This is a genomic window from Albidovulum sediminis (assembly GCF_025380365.1).
Lineage (GTDB): Bacteria > Pseudomonadota > Alphaproteobacteria > Rhodobacterales > Rhodobacteraceae > Albidovulum > Albidovulum sediminis.
This window is the reverse complement of sequence record NZ_JAOCQF010000001.1, coordinates 190,274-206,359: the sequence shown is the minus strand read 5'-3', so window position 1 is coordinate 206,359 and position 16,086 is coordinate 190,274. Positions and strand designations below refer to the sequence as shown.

The window sequence follows — 16,086 nt, the reverse complement described above, 5'->3', positions numbered from 1 at the left end:
GTTTCGCTCTCTATGCTTCGCTTGTGCATCAGAGTGCCGCGCTGCGGGGAATATGCAGAACGGAATGTTGCAGAATCCTGACGATCTGCCGGATTCGGGACTTGCGCCGCAGTGCAGCAAGCCTAAAGTCCGCGCCGTCAGCAGGGAGGGCCGCCGATGACCGAGTTCCGCAAGATCCTTGTCGCCAACCGGGGGGAAATCGCGATCCGCGTCATGCGCGCGGCGACCGAGCTGGGAAAGAAGACCGTCGCGGTCTACGCCGAGGAAGACAAGCTGTCGCTCCACCGTTTCAAGGCCGACGAGGCCTACCGGATCGGCGGCGGGCTGGGGCCGGTCGCGGCCTATCTCTCGATCCCCGAGATCATCCGCGTCGCGAAGGAATGCGGGGCAGACGCGATCCATCCGGGCTACGGGCTCCTGTCCGAGAACCCCGAGTTCGTGGAGGCCTGCGACGCCGCCGGCATCACCTTCATCGGGCCGAAGGCCGAGACGATGCGCGCGCTGGGCGACAAGGCCAGCGCGCGGCGCGTGGCCGTTGCCGCGGGCGTCCCGGTGATCCCCGCGACCGAGGTGCTGGGCGACGACTTCGACGCGATCAGGAAGGAAGCCGCCGAGATTGGCTATCCCCTGATGCTCAAGGCCTCGTGGGGCGGCGGCGGGCGGGGGATGCGCCCCATCAACGGGCCTGACGAACTGGCCGAAAAGGTGCGCGAGGGCCGGCGCGAGGCCGAGGCCGCCTTCGGCAACGGCGAGGGTTATCTGGAAAAGATGATCCTGCGCGCGCGCCATGTGGAGGTGCAGATCCTCGGCGACCGGCACGGGTCGATCTACCACCTTTACGAGCGGGACTGCACCGTGCAGCGCCGGAACCAGAAGGTTGTGGAACGCGCCCCCGCCCCCTACCTGACCGACGAACAGCGCGCCGATATCTGCGAACTGGGCCGCCGCATCTGCGCCCATGTGAACTACGAATGCGCCGGCACCGTCGAATTCCTGATGGATATGGACTCCGGCAAGTTCTACTTCATCGAGGTGAACCCCCGCGTCCAGGTCGAGCATACCGTCACCGAGGAGGTGACCGGCATCGACATCGTCCAGGCCCAGATCCGCATCGCCGAGGGCAAGACGCTGGCCGAGGCCACCGGCATCGCCCGGCAGGAGGACATCCGCCTGTCGGGCCACGCGCTCCAGTGCCGGGTGACGACCGAGGACCCGCAGAACAACTTCATCCCCGACTACGGCCGCATCACCGCCTACCGCTCCGCCACCGGCATGGGCATCCGGCTCGATGGCGGCACCGCCTATTCGGGCGGGGTCATCACCCGCTACTACGACTCGCTTCTGGTCAAGGTCACCGCCTGGGCACCGACGCCGGAACAGGCGATCGCGCGGATGGACCGGGCGCTGCGCGAGTTCCGCATCCGCGGCGTCTCCACCAACATCGCCTTTGTCGAGAACCTGCTGAAGCACCCGACCTTCCTCAACAACACCTACACCACGAAGTTCATCGACACGACGCCGGACCTGTTCCAGTTCCGCAAGCGCCGCGACCGCGCGACGAAAATCCTGACCTACATCGCCGACATCACCGTGAACGGGCACCCCGAGACCGCGGGGCGGCCGAAGCCCCCGGCCGAGGCGCGCGCGCCGAAGGTGCCCGCGCTGCGGGCCGCCCCTGCCCCCGGCACGCGCACCCTGCTGGAGGAAAAGGGCCCGCAGGCGGTGGCGGACTGGATGGCAAGCCAGAAGAAACTGCTGCTGACCGACACCACGATGCGCGACGGGCACCAGAGCCTTCTGGCCACGCGCATGCGCTCCATCGACATGATCAAGGTGGCGCCCGCCTACGCCGCGAACCTGCCGCAGCTTTTCTCGGTCGAATGCTGGGGCGGCGCCACCTTCGACGTCGCCTACCGATTCCTGCAGGAATGCCCCTGGCAGCGCCTGCGCGACCTGCGCCGGGCGATGCCGAACCTGATGACGCAGATGCTGCTGCGCGCCTCGAACGGGGTGGGCTACACCAACTACCCCGACAACGTGGTGCAGGAATTCGTCCGCCAGGCCGCGACGACCGGCATCGACGTCTTCCGCGTCTTCGACAGCCTGAACTGGGTCGAGAACATGCGCGTCGCCATGGACGCGGTGATCGAGAACGACAAGGTCTGCGAGGCGGCGATCTGCTACACCGGCGACATCCTGAACCCCGACCGGGCGAAATACGACCTGGCCTACTACGTCTCCATGGGCAAGGCGCTGCGCGATGCGGGCGCGCATGTGCTGGGGCTGAAGGACATGGCCGGCCTCCTGAAGCCCGCCGCCGCGCGCGTCCTCTTCAAGGCGCTGAGGGAAGAGGTCGGCCTGCCGATCCACTTCCACACCCATGACACCAGCGGCATCGCCGGGGCCACGATCCTCGCCGCCGCCGACGCCGGCGTTGCGGCGGTGGACGCGGCGATGGATGCCTTCTCGGGCGGCACCTCGCAGCCCTGCCTCGGCTCCATCGTCGAGGCGCTGGCCCATACCGAACGCGACACCGGCCTCGACATCGCGGCGATCCGTCAGATGTCGAACTACTGGGAAGCGGTCCGCCACCAGTACCGCGCTTTTGAGTCCGGGCTCGAAGCGCCGGCCTCGGAGGTCTACCTGCACGAGATGCCGGGCGGGCAGTTCACCAACCTCAAGGCCCAGGCGCGCAGCCTTGGGCTTGAGGAACGCTGGCACGAGGTCGCGCAGGCCTATGCCGACGCCAACCGGATGTTCGGCGACATCGTCAAGGTCACGCCGTCGTCGAAGGTCGTGGGCGACATGGCGCTGATGATGGTCGCGCAGGGGCTGAGCCGCGCGCAGGTCGAGGATCCCGCCGTCGACGTGGCCTTCCCCGACTCGGTCGTGGACATGCTGCGCGGCAACCTTGGCCAGCCGCCGGGGGGCTTCCCCGAGGTCATCGTGAAGAAGGTGCTGAAGGGCGAGCGGCCGAACACCGAACGCCCCGGCAAGCACCTGCCCCCGGTCGATCTGGCCGCGACCCGCGCCGCCGTGTCGAAGGAACTTCTGGGCTTTGCCGTCGATGACGAGGATCTGAACGGATATCTCATGTATCCCAAGGTCTTCCTCGACTACATGGGCCGCCACCGCATCTACGGCCCGGTCCGCACCCTGCCGACCCGGACCTTCTTCTACGGCATGGAACCGGGCGAGGAGATCACCGCCGAGATCGACCCCGGCAAGACGCTGGAAATCCGGCTTCAGGCGGTGGGCGAGACCGACGCGACCGGAGAGGTCAAGGTGTTCTTCGAACTGAACGGCCAGCCGCGCGTGATCCGCGTGCCGAACCGGCTGGTGAAGTCGAAGACCGCCGCGCGGCCCAAGGCCACCGACGGCAACCCCAACCACATCGGCGCGCCGATGCCGGGCTCGGTCGCCTCGGTTGCGGTCGGCGCGGGCGCCAAGGTCAACGCGGGCGACCTTTTGCTGACCATCGAGGCGATGAAGATGGAAACCGGCATCCACGCCGAGCGCGCGGCGACGGTGAAGGCGGTCCATGTCCATCCGGGCAGCCAGATCGAGGCGAAGGACCTGCTGATCGAACTGGAATAGGGGCGGCGCGCAAAGCGCCGCCCCCGTCCCTCTTCAAGGTCAGGCCGTCTGCATCGGCACGTAGCGCCAGGCTGCGCCCTGCTCCACGATCCGGCCGACACCCGGGAAGGGGAAGTGGTATCCCGCCACCAGAAGCTTTTCCTCGGCGGCCTGCCGGAACAGGCGGCGGCGCGTCTCGGCAGCCTTCTCGACGTCCATCTCCACGCCCATCGCCCAGTCGGGCTGTTCGGGTCCGACAAGGTAGTGAACGGCCGTGTCCATCAGGTGCAGAAGCTTTTCGCCCCCGTCCGACAGCAGGATTGCGTGGTGCGCGACCGTGTGGCCCGGCGCGGCCACCGCAAAGACGCCCGGCGCGATCTCGTCCCCGTCCTTGTAGGGCCGCGTCAGCGCGCGCACGGGCTCAAGCTTGGCATTGCCGACGGCCAGCATCATCGACATGAAGTCCTGGCCGTCGCCCGGCTTCTGGGTCCAGAACTCCAGCTCTTCCGGCGGGATGTGATAGGTCGCGTTCGGGAAGGCGGGTGCCCCGTCGATGGCACAGGCGCCGATGTGGTCGGGGTGGCCGTGGCTGATGATCACGTCGGTGATGTCCTCCGCCGCCACGCCCAGCACCGCCAGCCCGGCGAACAGGCGCCCGTTGTCGACCGCGTTGCCGGGGAAGGTGATGTCCCCCATCCCGGTGTCGAGCAGCACCTTGCGTCCGCCGGTTTCGACCAGCGTCATCTGCATGTGCAGGCTGACCGTCTCGCCCGGCAGGCCGAAGCCTTCGAGGAAGGGCGCGATCGTGCCCTCGGGCTGGTTCACCGCGAACATCGGCGCGGGAAAGGTGAAGCGGGCGTCGTCGATGACGCTGATCTTCATGCCGCCGAGCGAGAAGCGGTGAACGGCGCGCAGCGCGGCGCCGGCCGGGTCGATGGCGGCACGCGCCGGCGCCGCCCTGAGGATCGGCGCGGTCGCAAGCGCGCCGGCCGCCACGAAAAGCTGGCGGCGGTTGGTCAGGAAGGAAGACATGGGATACTCCTGTTTTCGGGTTTCGGCGTCCTCTATGGCGCAAACGCCCGCCGCTGCTCAGTCACGCCCGTTCAAAGGAAATGACGCATCGTTCAAAGCGCCGTCGCCGCGGGTTGCCCGATGCGGGGGAACCGCCCAGTATGGCGGAACGGAATGACGAGCGGGGGAATGGCATGATCCGGGACGATGCGCTGAGCGAGGTCTTGCGGCTGGTCCGGCTGCGCGCCTGCGTCTACTTCGCCCGGACCATGGAAGCCGGCTGGGGCCTCAGCGCCCCCGCGACCGTGAACGGACCGGTGCATCTGGTCCTTGAAGGCCGCTGCATCCTGAGGATCGGGACGGAGGAACACGAACTGAGCGCCGGGGACGCGGTGGTTCTGCCGCGCGGTGCGGCCCACACGATGCTCGACACCGCCGCGGCGCGACCGATGGGCGGGGGCTCGATCATAGAGCGTCTGCGCGCGTTGCCCGAACCCGCGACCGGCGTGGCGCGGATGCTCTGCGGGCATTTCGAATGGGACGGGACGCTCGACCATCCGCTGTTTTCCGAACTGCCGCAGGTGATCCTTGTGCGCAACATGCTCGGCCGCGAGGGGGGCGCGCTGTTCTCCACCATCGTCGACCTGATCACCGCCGAACAGTCAGGCGACGCGCCCGGCGCCTCGGCGGTGACCGACCGGATGGGCGAGGTGCTGTTCGTGTCGCTCCTGCGGGCCTGGATCGCGGACAACGTACCCACCCATGGCGTGCTGGCCACGATCAACGACCCGCGCCTGGCCCGTGCGCTGAGCTATATCCACCAGAACCACGCGCGCGACCTCGACCTGAGCCGCATCGCGCGCGAGGCGGGAATGTCGCGCACCTCGTTCGCGACGCGCTTTCACGAGGCGATGGGGATGCCCCCCGGCGCCTATCTGACCGAATGGCGGCTGCTGCAGGCCCGGCACCTGGTGGCCGGGTCCGACCTCGCCCTGCCCGATGTCGTCGAGCGTGTGGGCTATGTTTCCGAGGCCGGGTTCGCCCGTGCATTCCGCCGCCGCTTCGGCGAAACCCCGGCGCAACTGCGCCGCGCCGCCCGCGCGGCCTGAGCGGCGGGAAAACTTGATTGCGGGCGCAATTTTCCTCTTGCACCCCCCCGGCGAAGTTTATACATCGCCCCTCACGGAGCGCGGGCGTAGCTCAGGGGTAGAGCATAACCTTGCCAAGGTTAGGGTCGTGAGTTCGAATCTCATCGCCCGCTCCAACGTACAAGGCACCTTCGGGTGCCTTTCGTTTTTTCCGCCCCCCGACATCCCCGCCCGCACGATGCAGGGTCAGGCCAGCGTTTTCCAGTTGCCGTCCTTTCCGGGGCCTGTGGCCTTATTGTTGCCACACTTTCGCCGTTTTCAGGATGAATGCGCCTTTTTCTTGACAACTTTAAAGGGTGCGCGCGAGGTGGACCGGTATTCCGCCCTGTGTTCTGGCGGGTGAGGTGCTGGAGTCCCGATCATGACTGCCGCGAAAATAGTGGAAACACCGGTTCGACTGGCATTCGCGCTGGCGCTGACGATGTGTCTGACGGTCGCGCCGGCGCTGGCGCTGGTGCCCGACCAGAGCGTCACCAACGAAAGCCTTGAGCTGCTGTGCCAACGCTCCGCGCTGTCTCAGGCCGAGATCGACAGCCTCCAGAAATCCGAATTGTTCGTTGATTTGCTTGAGTTTACGCTGGAGTACTGCCCCGAGGTCGCGGCCTTGCTGACCGACGGCGCGACGGCCGTGACGACGAACGGCGCGCCCGTGCCGGACGGCAACTGATCGCGCGTCGGCGCTCTCCTGCAGCACTGATCCGGGCGGGTTGCCGCTAGGTCACTTTTTGGACATTATTTTGCCGTATTCTTGACAGGAGCCCGTTCGCGGGCGGCAAGATGAAGGATTGTAAGGGCGCCGCAGGGGGCGGGCCCGATGGTGTGGGGAGTAATGTGATGTCTACCAGATCCGGAACGCTGCTGCTTGCGGCAGGCGTTCTGTCCTTGGCCGCCTCGGCGTCGCTCTATGCAACGAGCAGCACCGCGGCGATCCGCAATGTCTCGATGTCGCAAGAGTTCCTGGACGATTTGTGCGCGCGCAAGGAATTCAAGCGCAGCGAACTGACCAGAATCCAGCAAAGCGAGTATTTCGGCGAACTGCTGCAATACACGCTTGAAGCCTGCCCGGCGGTCGCCGCGGTGCTGACCGATGGCGCCACCGCCACGATCATTCCGGCGGCGGATGACGGCAGCGACGGCACGACGACGCCGGACGTGCCCGATGACGGCACGGATGGCGGAACCACCGATGGCGGCACTGACGGCGGGACCGACGGAGGCACTGACGGGGGAACTGACGGGGGAACTGACGGCGGGACCGATGGCGGCACGGATGGCGACACCGGCAATGGCAACAACGGCCTTGGCAACGGCGACGAAGGCGACTGCAAGGGCGGTGGCTGCGACGACAATGACAACCCGGGCAAGGGCAAGTAGCGCTCGGCCCCGCCGTCTTTCATCGCGATGGAGTCCGGCGCGGTAGCGCCGGATCCCTCCATTTTCAGGAGCTTGCGCGGTTGAACACGCCGCCCGCGAATACCGCGTTCCAGCGGTGCGGAGCCTCCGGGTTCTGCATGCGCAGGAAGGAATAGCCGGTTTCCTGCCAACCCTTCACGCTGTTGTTCAGGTTGTCGAGCACGTAGTCGCCCGCGTCGGTGCGCAGCACAAGCACCGCGTGCAGCGCGCGCCGGCGGTCGAGCACGGTGGCGATCAGCAACCGGCCCGGCGCCACCCCGGCGGCGATCAGCGACTGCTTCTTGGCCAGCACGAAATCCTCGCAATCGCCGCCCCGCGACGCCGTGGGCAGCGACCAGACCTCCTCGGCGCCATACTGGCTGCGGTCGGTGATCTGGCGATAGCGCAGGTTGATGGCGCGGTTGATCCCGCGGGCAAGCGCCAGGAGGTCCGACCCGTCGACCCGGTCCTTACGCCCAGCCGCGCAGGCCCAGTCGTAGCGGCTGCAGACGTCGCCGAACCCGTCCGGCGCGGCGATCGCCTTGCGGGACGTCAGCGTTCCACCCTCCGCGGCATGCGCCGGCGCCGTGTAAGACACGCCCGCCGCGATGATCGTCAGCGCGGCCGCGTGCATCGCGGCCCGTGCCGCCCCAAACAAGCCTCGTCTTGAAAGGCGCGCGCCCACTTTCCCCGGTTCTGTCCGCATCGGCAGCCTCATTGCATTCCCCCGAAGGAATGAAGCCCGCCCGGCGTGTCGAAAATTGGCCCTGATCGTGGCAATTCCGCGAAAGAAAGACAGTCGCCGATGTGGATTTCTCCTGTGGAAACACTGGGACGCGCATCTCCGCCCTAACCAAGGCTTGGCGCTGGCGGAAGTCCTGCCTATAAGGCGCGCGAGACCACGAGCGGGGGATCGCCATGCGTCAGGCCACGATCACGCGGAATACCGCCGAAACCGAGATCAGCGTGACGCTGAACCTCGACGGGACGGGGGTATATTCGAACGAAACCGGCGTCGGTTTCTTCGACCACATGCTCGACCAGCTGTCGCGCCATTCGCTCATCGACCTGACGGTGCGCGCCAAGGGCGACCTGCACATCGACGACCACCACACGGTCGAGGATACCGGCATCGCCATCGGGCAGGCGCTGGTGCGCGCGCTCGGCGACAAGCGCGGCATCCGCCGCTACGGCCATTTCGTGCTGGCGATGGACGATGCGCAGGTGGCCTGCGCGCTCGACCTGTCCGCGCGGCCCTACCTGGTCTGGAACCTCGACTTTCCGACCGCGAAGATCGGCGCCTTCGACACCGAACTGGTGCGCGAATTCTTCCAGGCGCTGGCCACCCACGGCGGCATCACGTTGCATGTGGACAAGGTGCACGGGATCAACAGCCACCACATCGCCGAGGCCGCCTTCAAGGCGGTGGCGCGCGCCCTGCGCATGGCGGTGGAGCCTGATGCCCGCATGGGCGGTGCGCTGCCCTCGACGAAAGGTGCGTTGTGAGCCTGACGGTCCTTGTCGACTATGACAGCGGCAACCTGCATTCGGCCGAAAAGGCGTTCCAGCGGATGGCGGGCGAGGCCGGCGCGGGCGCGGTCCTGGTCTCCTCCCGCCCCGAGGACGTCGCCCGCGCCGACCGGATCGTGCTGCCGGGCGACGGCGCCTTTCCGTCCTGCCGCGCCGCGCTGACCCGCTTCACCGGGCTTTTCGAAGCGATCGAGGAGGCGGTGACGGTCCGCGCGCGGCCCTTCATGGGCATCTGCATCGGCATGCAGATGCTGGCGACCTGGGGCCGCGAAAACCGCGATACGCGGGGCTTCGGCTGGATCCCGGGCGAGGTGGTGCGCATCGCCCCTTCGGACCCCGCGATGAAGGTGCCGCACATGGGCTGGAACGATCTGGTGATCGACCACCCGCACCCGGTGCTGGAGGGGATCGCGACAGGCGATCACGCCTATTTCGTCCACTCCTACCACTTCCGCGTCGATGATCCCGCGCACCGGCTGGCGCATGTGGACTACGGCGGCGACATCACCGCCATCGTCGGGCGCGACACCGTGGTGGGCACCCAGTTCCACCCGGAGAAAAGCCAGGCGGTGGGCCTGCGGCTGATCTCCAACTTCCTGACCTGGCGGCCATGACCGCCGATCCGGGGACCGCCGGTCTGGACGCGGTTCTGGGCGACATCCTCGCGGCGGCGCGGGCGTCGACGGACCGGGGCCGCGTCGCCGACTACATCCCCGAGCTTGCGGGCGTCGATCCGGGCCAGTTCGGCCTGTCGGTCGCGCTGGCCGATGGCAGCCAGCATTCGGTGGGCGATGCGGATGTGCCCTTCTCGATCCAGTCGGTCTCCAAGGTCTTCGCGCTGGCCATCGCCCTGGGCCGGCTCGGTGACCGGCTGTGGGCGCGGGTGGGGCGGGAGCCGTCGGGCCTTGCCTTCAACTCGATCCTCCAGCTCGAACACGAACAGGGCATCCCGCGCAACCCCTTCATCAACGCCGGCGCCATCGTGGTGACGGACGCGGCCCTTGCGGGCCACGCCCCGCGCGAATACCTGGGCGAGCTCCTGCGCTTCATCCGCGCGGCGGCCGAGGATGACGACATCCACATCAACGACGCCGTGGCGCGATCGGAGACGGAGACCGGCCACCGCAACTTCGCGCTGGCCCATTACATGCGGGCGCATGGCAACCTGGACAACCCGCCCGAACTGACGCTCGGCGCCTATTTCCACCAGTGCGCGGTCGAGATGACCTGCGCGCAACTGGCCCGCGCGGGCCGCTTCCTGATGGGCGCGCCGGGCATGCCGCGCCTTGTCTCGGCCGACCGGGTGCGCCGGATCAACGCGCTGATGCTGACCTGCGGGCACTACGACGGATCGGGCGATTTCGCCTTCCGCGTCGGCCTGCCCGGCAAGTCGGGCGTCGGCGGCGGCATCCTGGTGATCGCGCCGGGGCGTGCCTCGGTCGCGGTCTGGTCGCCGGGGCTGAACGCGCAGGGCAACTCCAAGCTCGGGACCGAGGCGGTCGAGATGCTGGCCCGCCGGATGGGCTGGTCGGTCTTCGGATAGGCCTACTTGACCCGCTTCCACTCGGACGCGCGGCAGATGATGCCGCCCAGAACGCAGCCGGACACCGACAGGCTGTCCCCTGCAAGGGCCATCTTGGCGCGGTAGGTCTTGTCGCGGTCGGGCGCCCAGACCTTGCCGCCGCCATAGGCGCCTTCGCCTTCGGCCGTCATGTCCCAGACGATCTGCTTGCCGATATTGGGCGAGGCGGTCTTTTCCGCCCCCGCGCCGTCGAAGGCCCGGACCAGCACGCCGCAGAAGGCCGCCCCGCAGGCCGCGATCTCGACATGGCCATAATCGCCGTTGTCGTCCGGCCTGGTCTGCCAGACGCCTTCCACGGGATCGGCCAACGCCATCCCTCCCGCACCGATGAATGCAAGTGCCAGTAGTGCCGCCCGCATCGTCTCCTCCCTGCCGGTTGCAGGGCGATCATCGGCCCGGCCGGCCCCTCCGTGCAAGCGTGACGTCGCGGCGCCTGCCCCTTTCCATCGGCTGCCCCCTGTGGCAAGAGCCGCCGAAGCCCGACGCGACGCTCCGACGGAGGAAGCCATGATCCTTTATCCCGCCATCGACCTGAAGGACGGCCAGTGCGTGCGGCTCCTGCATGGCGAGATGGACAAGGCCACCGTCTTCGGCGACGACCCCGCCGCGCAGGCGGCAAAGTTCCAGGCGGCGGGCTGCGAATGGATCCATCTCGTCGACCTGAACGGCGCCTTCGCCGGCCTGCCGGTCAACGCGGCGGCGGTCGAGGCGATCCTGGCCCGCGTCACCGTCCCCTGCCAACTGGGCGGCGGCATCCGCGACATGGCCACCATCGCGATGTGGCTGGAAAAGGGGCTGGCGCGGGTGATCCTCGGCACCGTGGCGGTGGAGAACCCCGCGCTGGTGCGCGAAGCGGCGCGCGCCTTCCCCGGCCGTGTCGCGGTCGGCATCGACGCGCGCGGCGGGCGGGTGGCGACGAAAGGGTGGGCCGAGGAGACCGACGTGCTGGTCACCGACCTTGCGCGCAGCTTCGAGGACGCGGGCGTCGCCGCGATCATCTACACCGACATCCTGCGCGACGGCGCGATGCAGGGGCCGAACCTCGCCGCGACCGAGGCGCTGGCGCGCGCCGTCACGATCCCGGTCATCGCCTCGGGCGGCGTGTCTTCGCTCGCCGACCTGATCGCGCTGCGCGACACCGGCGTGATCGCGGGCGCAATCTCGGGCCGCGCGCTTTACGACGGGGCGATCGACCTCACGGCGGCAATCGAGGAACTGCGCCGCGTGCCGCGCTAGGCGCCGCTCAGCGCAGCGGCCCGGCCTTCCAGAGTCGCACCCGGATGCCACCGTGGTCGATCTCGGCGCCCGGCGCGCCGAACGGCAGGCCAGTGGCCTTCGCCAGCCCCGCATCCGAGGTTACAAGCCCGACGCGCCAGCCGGCGAACCGATCCTTGAGCACCCCGCCGAGTGCCGCGTAAAGCCCGAAGAGAAGGTTGCGGTTTCCGCCGATCCGCGCCCCGTAGGGCGGATTGACCATGACCAGGCCGGGCGGGCCCTCCGGCCGGGCAAGCTCGCCGACCGCATGGCAGGAGAAGGCGCACCACTCCCCCACCCCGGCCCGCTCGGCATTCTCGCGCGACATCCGCACCGCGCCCGCATCCCGGTCCGAGCCGTAAAAGCGCTGCGCGGGAACGCGGACGGGGAACGCGCCCTTCATCGCCGCCCAGGCGCCCGCGTCGAAACCCGCAAGGCTTTCGAACGCAAAGGCACGACTGCGACCGGGCATCAGGCCCGCCGCGATCTCCGCCGCCTCGATCACGAAGGTGCCCGAGCCGCACATCGGGTCAAGGACCGGCTCCGCCCCGGCATAGCCGCAGTCGCGCAGGAACATCGCCGCCATCGTCTCGCGCAGCGGCGCCTTGTTCACCGCCACCTTGTGGCCGCGCCGGTGCAAGGGCTCGCCCGACGTGTCGAGCGAAAAGGTCACCAGGTCGTCCTCGATTCGCGCCATCAGCCGGACCGCGGCCTCCTCCCCCGTGGCCTCGGGCGCGCCCAGCGTCTCGGCAAGGGCGCGCGCGATCCGCTGCGCCGCAGCGCCGGCGTGGTAGATCTTCGATCGCCGGCACGTCGCCTCGACCTTCACCGGCACGTCCGGCCGCAGGAAATCGCCCCAGGGAAACCGCCGCGCCCGCTTGTCGAGCTGCGCCAGGTGAAACGCCCGGAAGCCGCCGATCCTGACCAGCACCCGGCTTGCCCCCCTGAGCGTCAGGTTCGCGCGCCAGACCTCTGCCCAGCCGCCGCGGCAGGTGACCCCGCCGGCGCCCTCCTCCACCCCGGCAAAGCCCGCCTCGCGCGCCTCCGCCGCCAGAAGCGGCTCCAACCCCGGAAGGGCGGCCAGGAAGATCTCGAAGGGGGCGGCTTTGTCATCCATCCCGGCGCCATAGCGCGGATTTGCCCCGGGCGCGAGGGGGCGTAGCCCTTGGCGCGCCCCGCGATCCGGTCTAGAAGCGTGCCGAAAGGACCCGCCCATGCTCAAGACCCGCATCATCCCCTGCCTCGACGTGGCCGACGGCCGCGTGGTCAAGGGCGTGAACTTCGTCGACCTGATCGACGCGGGCGACCCGGTCGCGGCGGCGCGCGCCTATGACGCGGCCGGTGCGGACGAGCTTTGCTTCCTCGACATCCACGCCACGCATGAAAACCGCGGCACAATGTTCGACCTCGTGACCCGCACCGCCGAGCAGTGCTACATCCCGCTGACCGTGGGCGGCGGCGTGCGCGGGCACGAGGATGTGCGCGCCCTCCTCCTTGCCGGGGCCGACAAGGTCTCGTTCAACTCCGCCGCGGTCGCGAACCCCGACGTGGTGGCCGAGGCCGCCGACCGCTTCGGCTCGCAGTGCATCGTCGTGGCCATCGATGCGAAAACCGTGGCACCCGGCCGGTGGGAGATCTTCACCCACGGCGGACGCAAGTCCACCGGCATCGACGCGGTCGAATTCGCCCGCACCGTCGCCGCGAAGGGCGCGGGCGAGATCCTGCTGACCTCGATGGACCGCGACGGCACCAAGCAGGGCTTCAACCTGCCCCTCACCCGCGCCATCGCCGACGCGGTCGACCTGCCGGTGATCGCGAGCGGCGGGGTCGGCACGCTCGACCACCTCGTCGAGGGCGTGACCGAGGGCCATGCCTCTGCCGTCCTCGCCGCCTCGATCTTCCACTTCGGCACCTTCACGATCCGCGAGGCCAAGGAACACATGGCCCGCGCCGGCATCCCGATGAGGCTCGCATGACCCCGCTCGACCGCCTCGCCGCCACCATCGCGGCCCGCAAGGGCGCCGATCCCGAAACCTCGTGGACCGCCAAGCTCCTCGCCAAAGGACCCGAGAAATGCGCCGAGAAGTTCGGCGAGGAAGCGGTAGAGGCGATCATCGAGGCGGTCAGGGGCGACCGCGCCCGCCTGACCGCCGAGGCGGCCGATGTGCTCTACCACCTCCTCGTCATGCTCGCCGCGCGCGAGGTGACCCTGGCCGACGTGCAGGCCGAACTCGCCCGGCGCGAAGGCACCTCCGGCCTGGCCGAAAAGGCCGCGCGGGGCTGAGCGCCCCTTTCAGTCTGGTCCAAATACTCCCGCCGGAGGCGCGGCCGGCACGGCCGCCCGGACAAGGGGGGTCGATCCCCCCGCGAACGGCCCCCGCCCCCCGCGAACGGCCCCCGCCCCCCGCGAACGGCCCCCGCCCCCCGCGGACGGCCCCCGTTCACAACTTCGAGGAAATCACCCCGGTCGCGAATCCGCCCATGCGCAGTTCGCCGAAAAGCCGCTGGTACTCGATCTTCGGGCAGCGATTCTGGATCACGCGGATGCCCCGCGACTCGGCCAGTGCGGCGGCCGCGGCATTTTCCACCCCGATCTGCATCCAGATGACCTTGAGCCGCGGCAGCGCGGCCAGCGCTTCCTCGACGATCGCGGGCACGGCCTCGGAACGGCGGAAGATGTCGACCATGTCGACCGGCACCTCCTTCGGGATCGAGGCCAGATCGGCGCGGATCGTCTCGCCCAGCGCCACCTCGCCCGCGTGGCCGGGATTGACCGGAATCACCCGGTAGCCCTTCAGCCCCAGGTAGCGGGCGACGAAATAGGACGGTCGCACCGGATTGGGCGAAAACCCCACCACGGCGACGGTGCGCACCATCTTGAGCGTCTGGGACAGGAAGGCATCGGAATAGTCAGGCATTCCCAACCCCTGCCAGAAAAAGGCGCCCGATCCAAGAGGTCGGGCGCCAGTCGCGGAACGAGGGACAGTGAATTGAAGCACGGCAGTTCCGGTGCCGCGCTTCCATGTCTCTATATTGGCACGATGAAGGCTTTATGAAAGACCCATCGCCGGAATGTGATCGTCACTGGCCGATCACCGCCGGCCAGTTCCGGTCCGCAAGCGCGATGTTGCCCTCCGGATCCTCGTTCCAGAGCGCCAGCATCTCCATGTTGTGGGTCAGGTAGAGCTTGCCGTCCCGCACCGCAAAGGCCTCGGGCATGGGCGCGGCGATGGATCCTTTCGACGCCGAAAAGGCGCAGTATCCGCCATATTGCGGCGCATAGGCCGCGGGGTTCATCTCGAACTCCATCAGGGATTGGGCACTGGCGAACCGCCACACGGCGCCGTGCCACATGATCTCGTGCCGGGAGGTGCCCTGGACAGCGCGCCCTTCGGTGAAATAGGCAGTGACATCATAGCCGCCCAGAGCCACGCCCTGAGGCGCATAGACGGCCGATTCCTTCGCCAGCGCGGGACGAAGGATTGTGCCGGCTACCGGGATCGCGATCACGGCCGCCAGGATGGCGCGACGGCTGAGGCTCATCGGTCTCTCCCAATCTGTGCGGCCACACGCGGGCGGCCACCTGTTCCGCCCAAGATGGCACCGGGTGCGATCCTTGAAAACCTGTCTCCCGAAAGCGTGAACGCGGGTGCCCGGCCGTGACCCGTCACGCCGCAGGCCGCATCGCTGCGGCGTAAAGCGCGACCGCCGCCGCGTTCGAGACGTTGAGCGACCCGAAGGCCCCCTGAAACGGGATCTTCACCAGCGCATCGCAGGTCTCGCGCGTCTTGTCCCTGAGGCCAGGCCCCTCGGCGCCAAGGACAAGGCCCACCGGCCGGCCGCCAAGCCCGGCAAGCGTCTGGGCAATCGGCGTCTCGGCCGCGCCGTCCAGGCCCAGAAGGACATAGCCCATGGCCTTCAGCGTCTCCATCGCATCGGCCAGGTTGCCGACGCGCAGGTAGGGCTGCCGCTCCAGCGCCCCGCTCGCGGTCTTGGCCAGCGCCCCGGTCTCGGGCGCCGAATGGCGGTGCGGCGCGATCACAGCGCGGGCGCCGAAGACCTCGGCCGACCGCAGGACGGCGCCGACGTTGTGCGGGTCCGTCACCCGGTCGAGAAGGACGACGACCGGCGCCCGCCCGCCCGTCGCGCAGATGTCCTCAAGCCGGCCCCAGTCGATCGGCCGCACCTCGAGTGCGGCGCCCTGGTGCACGCTTTCCGCGTCGATCGGCACATGGTCGCCGAAGCTGCGCGCATCGACGATCTCCGGCGTCAGTCCCGATCCGGCCACCGCCTCGGCCAGCCGGTCGGCGGCGTTCTTGGTCAGGACAAGCCTGAGCCGGTCGCGCATCGGGTTCATGAGCGCGTCGCGCACCGCATGCAGGCCGAAAAGCCACACAGTCTCGGCGGCCGAGGCGCGGCGCGAGCGTTCCTTCTCGATCACCCACTTCGGCTTTTTCGACTTCTGTCCGGCCATGACGGTCCCCCCTTCGGGCCCGCTCTGACACGGGCCGCGCCGGGTGGCAAGCCTTCGCAGCGGCGGCGCCCATTTTGCGGTTGACGCGTTCCGGGCGGGGCGCTATCCACCGCCTCGCG

General features: G+C 68.7%; 17 protein-coding genes and 1 tRNA gene. 11 read left to right on the top strand and 7 right to left on the bottom strand.

Annotated features, from left to right (window positions below; translation table 11 throughout):
* Positions 1-156 precede the first annotated feature (156 nt).
* Entirely contained in the window at positions 157-3,597 is a 3,441-nt protein-coding gene (locus N5I32_RS01000) for a pyruvate carboxylase (protein WP_261493531.1), read from the top strand.
* Positions 3,598-3,636: 39 nt separating this feature from the next.
* On the opposite strand, the gene N5I32_RS00995 is transcribed toward N5I32_RS01000, so the two are convergent.
* The gene (locus N5I32_RS00995; RefSeq protein ID WP_261493530.1) at positions 3,637-4,608 is read right to left on the bottom strand and encodes an MBL fold metallo-hydrolase; all 972 of its coding nucleotides are present in this window, start codon (positions 4,606-4,608) and stop codon (positions 3,637-3,639) included.
* A 173-nt stretch (positions 4,609-4,781) separates the two neighbouring features.
* On the opposite strand from N5I32_RS00995, the gene N5I32_RS00990 reads away from it, so the two are divergent.
* The 4 genes from N5I32_RS00990 (at position 4,782) to N5I32_RS00975 (ending at position 7,109) form a co-directional block, all read left to right on the top strand.
* Positions 4,782-5,696 (top strand): AraC family transcriptional regulator, encoded by a 915-nt coding sequence (locus N5I32_RS00990; protein WP_261493529.1) that lies wholly within the window; start codon positions 4,782-4,784, stop codon positions 5,694-5,696.
* 80 nt (positions 5,697-5,776) lie between these two features.
* A tRNA-Gly gene (locus tag N5I32_RS00985) sits at positions 5,777-5,851 on the top strand.
* A 245-nt stretch (positions 5,852-6,096) separates the two neighbouring features.
* A complete protein-coding gene (locus tag N5I32_RS00980; protein WP_261493528.1) occupies positions 6,097-6,402 on the top strand; it encodes a hypothetical protein in 306 nt (101 codons plus the stop codon).
* Between the two features lie 167 nt (positions 6,403-6,569).
* The gene (locus N5I32_RS00975; protein ID WP_261493527.1) at positions 6,570-7,109 is read left to right on the top strand and encodes a hypothetical protein; all 540 of its coding nucleotides are present in this window, start codon (positions 6,570-6,572) and stop codon (positions 7,107-7,109) included.
* Between the two features lie 64 nt (positions 7,110-7,173).
* On the opposite strand, the gene N5I32_RS00970 is transcribed toward N5I32_RS00975, so the two are convergent.
* On the bottom strand, positions 7,174-7,785 hold the full coding sequence (locus tag N5I32_RS00970; protein WP_261493526.1) for a transglutaminase-like cysteine peptidase: 612 nt from the start codon (positions 7,783-7,785) through the stop codon (positions 7,174-7,176).
* Positions 7,786-8,045: 260 nt separating this feature from the next.
* Between N5I32_RS00970 and hisB the strand changes: the two genes are divergently transcribed.
* Genes hisB through N5I32_RS00955 form a run of 3 tightly spaced genes read left to right on the top strand, consistent with a single transcriptional unit; the run spans position 8,046 to position 10,200 of the window.
* Entirely contained in the window at positions 8,046-8,633 is a 588-nt protein-coding gene (hisB, locus tag N5I32_RS00965) for an imidazoleglycerol-phosphate dehydratase HisB (protein ID WP_261493525.1), read from the top strand.
* Positions 8,630-9,271, top strand: a complete 642-nt coding sequence (hisH, locus tag N5I32_RS00960) for an imidazole glycerol phosphate synthase subunit HisH (RefSeq protein WP_261493524.1) — start codon at positions 8,630-8,632, stop codon at positions 9,269-9,271. The genes hisB and hisH overlap by 4 nt, the downstream gene beginning before the upstream one ends.
* Positions 9,268-10,200 carry a glutaminase gene (locus tag N5I32_RS00955; protein WP_261493523.1) on the top strand — a complete coding sequence of 311 codons (933 nt, stop codon included), beginning with the start codon at positions 9,268-9,270 and terminating at the stop codon, positions 10,198-10,200. Before hisH ends, N5I32_RS00955 begins: the two co-directional genes overlap by 4 nt.
* Before the next feature lie 2 nt (positions 10,201-10,202).
* Here N5I32_RS00955 and N5I32_RS00950 read toward each other — a convergent pair whose 3' ends face one another.
* The gene (locus tag N5I32_RS00950; RefSeq protein WP_261493522.1) at positions 10,203-10,598 is read right to left on the bottom strand and encodes a DUF2147 domain-containing protein; all 396 of its coding nucleotides are present in this window, start codon (positions 10,596-10,598) and stop codon (positions 10,203-10,205) included.
* A 148-nt stretch (positions 10,599-10,746) separates the two neighbouring features.
* On the opposite strand from N5I32_RS00950, the gene hisA reads away from it, so the two are divergent.
* Positions 10,747-11,475, top strand: a complete 729-nt coding sequence (hisA, locus tag N5I32_RS00945; RefSeq protein WP_261493521.1) for a 1-(5-phosphoribosyl)-5-[(5-phosphoribosylamino)methylideneamino]imidazole-4-carboxamide isomerase — start codon at positions 10,747-10,749, stop codon at positions 11,473-11,475.
* Between the two features lie 7 nt (positions 11,476-11,482).
* Here hisA and N5I32_RS00940 read toward each other — a convergent pair whose 3' ends face one another.
* The gene (locus tag N5I32_RS00940) at positions 11,483-12,610 is read right to left on the bottom strand and encodes a THUMP domain-containing class I SAM-dependent RNA methyltransferase (protein WP_261493520.1); all 1,128 of its coding nucleotides are present in this window, start codon (positions 12,608-12,610) and stop codon (positions 11,483-11,485) included.
* Positions 12,611-12,707: 97 nt separating this feature from the next.
* Between N5I32_RS00940 and hisF the strand changes: the two genes are divergently transcribed.
* Both hisF and N5I32_RS00930 read left to right on the top strand, forming a co-directional pair.
* The gene (hisF, locus tag N5I32_RS00935; protein WP_261493519.1) at positions 12,708-13,469 is read left to right on the top strand and encodes an imidazole glycerol phosphate synthase subunit HisF; all 762 of its coding nucleotides are present in this window, start codon (positions 12,708-12,710) and stop codon (positions 13,467-13,469) included.
* Positions 13,466-13,777, top strand: a complete 312-nt coding sequence (locus tag N5I32_RS00930; protein WP_261493518.1) for a phosphoribosyl-ATP diphosphatase — start codon at positions 13,466-13,468, stop codon at positions 13,775-13,777. Before hisF ends, N5I32_RS00930 begins: the two co-directional genes overlap by 4 nt.
* Positions 13,778-13,934: 157 nt before the next feature.
* On the opposite strand, the gene N5I32_RS00925 is transcribed toward N5I32_RS00930, so the two are convergent.
* The 3 genes from N5I32_RS00925 to rlmB all read right to left on the bottom strand — a co-directional run bounded on the left by N5I32_RS00925 (position 13,935) and on the right by rlmB (position 15,967).
* Positions 13,935-14,411, bottom strand: a complete 477-nt coding sequence (locus N5I32_RS00925) for a CoA-binding protein (RefSeq protein WP_261493517.1) — start codon at positions 14,409-14,411, stop codon at positions 13,935-13,937.
* Positions 14,412-14,574: 163 nt separating this feature from the next.
* A complete protein-coding gene (locus N5I32_RS00920; protein WP_261493516.1) occupies positions 14,575-15,036 on the bottom strand; it encodes a YHS domain-containing (seleno)protein in 462 nt (153 codons plus the stop codon).
* Between the two features lie 124 nt (positions 15,037-15,160).
* Positions 15,161-15,967 carry a 23S rRNA (guanosine(2251)-2'-O)-methyltransferase RlmB gene (rlmB, locus tag N5I32_RS00915; protein ID WP_261493515.1) on the bottom strand — a complete coding sequence of 269 codons (807 nt, stop codon included), beginning with the start codon at positions 15,965-15,967 and terminating at the stop codon, positions 15,161-15,163.
* Positions 15,968-16,086 lie beyond the last annotated feature (119 nt).